8 protein-coding genes and 1 pseudogene are annotated in these 6,111 nt (G+C 41.9%); 3 read left to right on the top strand and 6 right to left on the bottom strand.

The annotated features are described in order from the left end of the window. Positions 1–360 precede the first annotated feature (360 nt). Entirely contained in the window at positions 361–999 is a 639-nt protein-coding gene (gene hisH, locus O9332_RS14365; RefSeq protein WP_288026114.1) for an imidazole glycerol phosphate synthase subunit HisH, read from the top strand. Here hisH and O9332_RS14360 read toward each other — a convergent pair. After that, entirely contained in the window at positions 988–1,740 is a 753-nt protein-coding gene (locus tag O9332_RS14360; RefSeq protein ID WP_002761336.1) for an ABC transporter ATP-binding protein, read from the bottom strand. The two genes, hisH and O9332_RS14360, sit on opposite strands and share 12 nt — an antisense overlap. Before the next feature lie 139 nt (positions 1,741–1,879). After that, the gene (locus tag O9332_RS14355; RefSeq protein ID WP_002761333.1) at positions 1,880–2,995 is read right to left on the bottom strand and encodes a branched-chain amino acid ABC transporter permease; all 1,116 of its coding nucleotides are present in this window, start codon (positions 2,993–2,995) and stop codon (positions 1,880–1,882) included. Between the two features lie 396 nt (positions 2,996–3,391). Between O9332_RS14355 and O9332_RS14350 the strand changes: the two genes are divergently transcribed. Further along, entirely contained in the window at positions 3,392–4,048 is a 657-nt protein-coding gene (locus O9332_RS14350; RefSeq protein ID WP_002742402.1) for a response regulator transcription factor, read from the top strand. 14 nt (positions 4,049–4,062) lie between these two features. Here the strand turns inward: O9332_RS14350 and O9332_RS14345 are convergent, their stop codons facing one another. The 4 genes from O9332_RS14345 to O9332_RS14330 all read right to left on the bottom strand — a co-directional run bounded on the left by O9332_RS14345 (position 4,063) and on the right by O9332_RS14330 (position 5,893). Next, complete coding sequence (locus O9332_RS14345) at positions 4,063–4,581, bottom strand: low molecular weight protein-tyrosine-phosphatase (RefSeq protein WP_043999260.1); 519 nt, start codon at positions 4,579–4,581, stop codon at positions 4,063–4,065. Positions 4,582–4,583: 2 nt separating this feature from the next. After that, positions 4,584–4,877, bottom strand: coding sequence for a hypothetical protein (locus O9332_RS14340; RefSeq protein ID WP_002733401.1), 294 nt, complete (start codon positions 4,875–4,877; stop codon positions 4,584–4,586). 130 nt (positions 4,878–5,007) lie between these two features. Next, positions 5,008–5,646 (bottom strand): DUF2834 domain-containing protein, encoded by a 639-nt coding sequence (locus O9332_RS14335; protein WP_288026110.1) that lies wholly within the window; start codon positions 5,644–5,646, stop codon positions 5,008–5,010. Positions 5,647–5,746: 100 nt separating this feature from the next. Further along, positions 5,747–5,893 (bottom strand): hypothetical protein, encoded by a 147-nt coding sequence (locus O9332_RS14330; protein ID WP_288026108.1) that lies wholly within the window; start codon positions 5,891–5,893, stop codon positions 5,747–5,749. Positions 5,894–5,917: 24 nt separating this feature from the next. On the opposite strand from O9332_RS14330, the pseudogene O9332_RS14325 reads away from it, so the two are divergent. Continuing rightward, positions 5,918–6,111 (top strand): annotated as a pseudogene (locus tag O9332_RS14325) (transposase); the annotation flags it as partial.

Genomic DNA, 6,111 nt, shown 5'->3' with positions numbered 1-6,111 from the left:
GGGAACAATCCCTCTCAAAGCATTGTCCACAAAGATTTTGAGGCTCTTCAGTTACAAACAGATACATCGTTAAACCTTGTTGGATAAGACTTTTAGACTTTTTTTCCCTCAAAAAGTGCCAGCCATTGCGGGGATCGGGGGCAAAATTCAGGTACTTTTTCCCTGAAAATTAGGCAACTGACTACCTCAAAATCGGTAAAACCCCACACCCCACACCCCACACCCCACACCCTGCCCCCAGGAAAAGCTTTTTCAGCAAACCCTATATAGTAGTGATCGATCTTTGTGTCCTTTGTGTCTCTGTGGTTCGTTCTGCGTGATTGCTCTAAAATAAGGTCATCGCCTGATCAGTATATAGCAATGACCTTAATCGCTGTCATCGATTATGACATGGGAAATCTGCACTCTGCCTGTAAAGGACTGGAAACCGTGGGTGCAGTGCCGAAAATTACCGATTCTCCCCTCGATCTCGAAAAAGCTGACGCTATTGTCTTACCCGGAGTCGGTTCTTTTGATCCTGCTGTCCGGCAAATTCGCAGCCGTCATCTAGAAAAACCGCTCAAAGCGGCGATCGCTAATGGTAAACCCTTCCTTGGCATCTGTCTCGGTTTACAAATTCTCTTTGACTCATCGGAGGAAGGACAAGAGGCGGGTTTAGGGATTATTCCGGGGACAGTGCGCCGTTTTCGCTCGGAACCTGGCATTACCATTCCCCACATGGGTTGGAATCAATTAGACTTCACCCAGCCGGATCATGCTCTTTGGCAGGGATTACCCCCGCATCCTCACGTCTATTTTGTCCATTCCTATTATGTTGATCCCCTTGATAGTCATGTAACTGCCGCCACCGTCAGCCACGGCAGTCAAACGGTGACGGCAGCGATCGCTCGTGATCGTTTGGTAGCGGTGCAGTTTCACCCAGAAAAATCCTCGACTAATGGCTTAAAAATTCTGGCTAACTTTGTTGAACAGGTGCAAAAATTAGCTTTAGTCTCCTAAATAAGCCTTTAAAACCCGCTCGTTTTTTTGGATTTCGCTGGGAATGCCATCGGCTAAATTTGTCCCTTCTGCTAATACCCAAACGTGGTGACAAAGGGACATAATCACATCCATATTATGCTCGATAATTAAAAAGGTAATTCCCTGACGATTCCACTCGATAATATGGTCGTTGATTTGAGCGATTAAAGTGGGATTAACTCCGGCGGCTGGTTCATCTAATAAAATTAATTTTGGCTCGGTCATTAGCACTCGGCCAATCTCTAATAATTTACGCTGTCCTCCCGATAAAGCTCCCGCATAATCCTGCGCTTTCTCCCCTAGACCAATCGAATCTAATAGGTCCAAAGCTTTGGCACGATTTTCCTGTTCCTGTTGGCGAATTTTTGCCCCCTGAAACCAGACTTTGAGAAAATTTTCTCCCGTTTGCCCCGGACTAGCTAAGAGCATATTTTCTAACACCGTTAATCGGGATAATACCCTGGCGACTTGAAAAGTTCTCACACATCCTTTTAGGGCAATTTGATAGGGAGGCAGCTGATGAATCGGCTGACCATCAAGAAAAACTTCCCCTTTATCTGGGCGAATAAAATTAGATAAAAGGTTAAAAAGTGTGGTTTTGCCGGCTCCATTTGGCCCGATTAACCCGGTGATGCTGCCCTGCGGCACATCCAAATAAGCATTATTGACGGCGCGAATGCCCCCAAAACTTTTCGATAATCCTTTGGCAGAAAGTAACATATATAAATTATGAATTATGAATTATGAATTATGAAGTGGGAAGTGTTTTCAGTGAAGAGTAATCGATGAACTGATAACTGATAACTGATAACTGATAACTGATAACTGATAACTGATAACTGATAACTGATAACTGAAATTATTTTCCCAAAGTTAACTCCTCTTTTTTGCCGAGGATACCCTGGGGTCGCCAGATCATTAAAACCATGAGCAGCAGACCGATAATCATAATCCGTAAAGCCCCTAATTGGCTATCATTAAAAATATCTAATTGGGGCAAAATAAAGCGAGTCAGGGAATCGTAAGCCCAGAAAATTACTGCTCCTAGTAAGGTGCCAGCATTGCTACCAGAGCCACCGAGAATGATAATAATCCAAGCGTTAAAAGTCAATAATGGTTCAAAATTAGTCGGGTAAATAGTGGTTAATTGCCATGCTAAAAAAGCCCCAGCTAAACCAGCGATCGCACCGCCTAACATCAAAGATTGTAACTTATACCAAAAGACATTTTTTCCTAAAGCCCGGGGAATTTCTTCATCTTCCCGGATAGCTTTGAGGATGCGTCCCCAAGGCGATCGTAAAAGTAATTCTAAACCAGTATAAACGAGAGCGAGGAGGACTAAAACTACCACCATCAGCCCCGCTTTGTAATTATAGTCATTCAAGGCAATTACGCCGTTTATATACAGAAAAAGCAGGATTATCGCCCCTAACGACCCCCAAAAGATTAAAGCCCTCTTTTGCGTCGGTTGATAGCTTTTGCCGCTAATTTGCCCCGCTTCGCGCCATTGTCGTTGCAGATTGCGCCCCAATTGCCAGAGAGCAAAGATAGCAAGCAGGGTAAACAGGGCAATAATTAATAATTTGACGGGAAAACTGGGATTTATATCCAAAGGTAGGGGATAACGTTGTAGTCCGAAACTGCCTTTCGTTAACCAATCCTCGTTAAGCACCAGTAAACGAATTAACTCAGATACCCCGATGGTGACAATTGCTAGATAATCGGCTCTTAATCTCAGGGTGGAAAAACCGATCGCCAATCCCAACAATGCCCCTAGGATCGCCCCGACAATGGCGGCAAAAATCATCGGTACACCCTGTAAAGTCAATAAAACCGTTGCATAAGCCCCTAAAGTGGCAAAAGCAACGTGACCAAAGTTAATTAAGCCAGTAAATCCCCATTGTAGATTTAAACCGAGGGCAAAAATCGCGTAAATACCCGCCCAAATTGTCAGGGAAACCAAATAATCTGTCATGTTATGGCAATTATCTTAATAGTGAGGTACAAAGTTGTCGGTTTCGGGAGTCAGGAGCCAGAAGTCAGGAGTCAGGAATCAGGAGACGATGCCCAATCCAGTTATACTTCATACTTATGAGAAACGGTATAACTCAAAAATGATCTTCAAAGTAAAAAAGGGGTTGGGGGAGTGGGGAAGTGGGGAAGTGGGGGAGTGGGGAGAGGAGGAGAAAAAAGCTGAAAACTCACATCTGATTACTGATTACTGATTACTGATCACTGATCACTGAAAAGGCTGATAGCTAACTGCTAGTATAATATCAGTTAAAACGGCCTCTGTAGCTTGATGGACAATTGTGACGAGCGGAGGGTGCTAGGCTATTAATACCGAAAAAACCTTGTCCTGTTAATTTCTATGCCTCTTTTGATTCTAATTGCCGATGATGACCCCGGTATCCGCCTAGCGGTCAAAGACTATTTAGAATTAGCAGGTTATAGTGTGGTAGCGGCGAGTAATGGTTTGGAAGCTTTGAATTTATTGGATACCTATCATCCCCATCTTTTGGTATCGGATATCAAAATGCCGCGTTTAGACGGTTATTCTTTGGTGACTAAGGTGCGGCAACAGCCAGAATTTAGGTTATTACCAGTAATTTTTTTAACCGAAAGAGGGTCAACAGAGGAAAGAATCCGCGGTTATCAAGTGGGTTGTGATATCTATCTTCCTAAACCTTTTGAGATGGAGGAATTAAAAGCAGTTATTCGCAATCTTTTAGAGCGATCGCAAATGGTGCAAAGTGAACGTCAATATCAGAAATTAAAACCAGAAGAAAGCCCCAAAACTAGGGATGTTTTAACTTCTTCTTTACAGGACGATTTTAAGTTAACTAATCGCGAGCGGGAAGTGTTAGAACATTTAGCCCGGGGACTTTCTAACAGTGAAATTGGGCAAAAACTGCATCTTAGTTCTCGCACGATCGAGAAATATGTTAGTAGTTTACTCAGAAAAACAACTACTAATAATCGCGCCGAATTGGTTCGTTTTTCCCTCGAACATAGACTAATCGATTAGCTGAAATAAAAAACTTAAATTTTGTTTTTTACTTCCTCCAAAAGACTGCCACAGGAGTCTAAAAGTAGCTCGATTACGCGTTCAAAACCTTCACGACCACCGTAGTAGGGATCGGGAACTTCTTTTTCTGGGTGATAACGAGCATAGTCACACATTAACTTGACCTTTTCTTGATATTTTCCTGTCCGATCTAGGGATAAAATATCTTGATAATTGGCTTTATCCATGGCTAGGATTAGATCAAAATTCTCGAAATCCTCGCGGGTAAATTGTCTAGCTGTCCCTTGCAAAGGAATACCGCGTTTTTTGGCCGCCGTATTCATGCGAGAATCGGGAGGAGAACCGATATGATAACCGGCAGTACCCGCAGAATCACAGAGGATTTTATTGCCTAATCCTTCTTGTTCAATCAGATAAGTCATGATATTCTCGGCAGCGGGAGAACGACAGATATTTCCTAAACAGACGAAGAGTAGTTTATAAGGCATAAATTGACTGGTAGAATCATCACTAAACTGCCAATTATAGGGCATTTCTAACATCCCGATAAAGATTTATCCTCAAAAAACTCCTCGCTGTCCATTAACCTAATTTTGGCTAATCCCAAGCTTTCTAAATAATCTTGCCACCCTTGGGGGGTATCTTCGATCGCTAATAATCCTAATACCCTAGCTACGTCTGCTACCCAGGGTAGGGTATGAATTCTATAACCCTGCCAGTTTACCTCTAAGGATAACCAAGCGGGAATCTCTTGGGGGTTAAATTGTTGGGAGGCAAGATAATCAGCTTGAAAGCAGTAAATCCGAGGTGGTTTTTGACTCTCTAACAAGGTTAAACACTCCTTCTAATCTGGACATTAATCTCTTTCCTCATATTTTAGAGGAACCTCAGCATAATTTCTGTTAAATATGAACTTCTCCTGTCAAGAAATGGTTAAGTTTGCTCAAGACAATTTACCCTTAATTCTCCCCTAAGCGAGGACGAATAATTAAATAAATTGCCGGACCGATTAGAGGCAAAAGGGAAACTACCGGCAACAGGAAAGGATTTTTTAATCCCCGTCGGGTTAGATCATCTTGCAGCAAAATTGGACATAATAGGGTTAAAAGACAGAAATCTAAACTCATAACATGAATAAAACGGCTAGTTTGCCACTGATACCAAAAATCAGACCAATTGCCGTTAATTAATCCGTAAGCGATTAAAATTGCCGCAGTAATTAGGGCAATTACTCCCAACCAAGGTGAGTCTAGAAGTTTAATGACCAGATTTTTTTTACCGGTAAAATTGCTGTTGGGTTGACGGAGAGTTAGATAGGGTAAAATAGCGAAAGCACCCACAGCAAAGGAGGCAAAAGTAAAGGGCCAAGCGATGATTTTTTGGTCACGACCATCGATAATTAAAAGGCTAGTGTAGATAAGTGGCCAAACTCCCATCAGGTTGAAAAGAGCGATAATTAACGGGTTGATATCTTGCCATTTGCCAGTGGAAAGATTGATAATTAAATTTATTGTATCTGGTTGGTCGGGGGGTGCTAGTAAAAAAGCGTATAATCCGAAGCATAACCAAAGTAAACCGAGAATAATTTTTGTTAACATGGCAGTAGATAATTAGGTTAATTGAGTAATGGGATTTCAGCAGATATTTTAGTAGAAAAGTGATCAAAAGATCAAGCAAGATTAGGCTCTTCGTTGCTTGTTATGGTTCGATAGGGGGGCATAAATCGACTAAATCCTTATCTGGCAAGAGACTTAATTGATTAGTTCGCTCTAGATAAAAACAATTGACAAAAATCGCTAAATGCCTTTCTATATAAGGGTTCCATCCCTTATAACCCCCGTCCATTGCATAACACAAACCGAAGAGCCAGAAAAATTCCCAAATTTGAAAAAGATGCAGGAATTAAAGGAAGAATTTAGAAAGATTTATGAAACCTCAGAGAATCCGACAGAGGGAATGCTATCCATCTCGGAATGGTTGGCAAAATCCTCCAGTGTTTTTACTAAGAGTTGTCAAACAATCCGAAACTGGTTTGGAGAAATAATTAGTTATTTCGAGCGAAG

It is taken from the genome of Microcystis sp. LE19-10.1B (genome assembly GCF_027530565.1).
In the GTDB taxonomy this organism is placed as follows: domain Bacteria; phylum Cyanobacteriota; class Cyanobacteriia; order Cyanobacteriales; family Microcystaceae; genus Microcystis; species Microcystis aeruginosa.
This window is presented reverse-complemented; position numbering and strand designations above follow the sequence as displayed.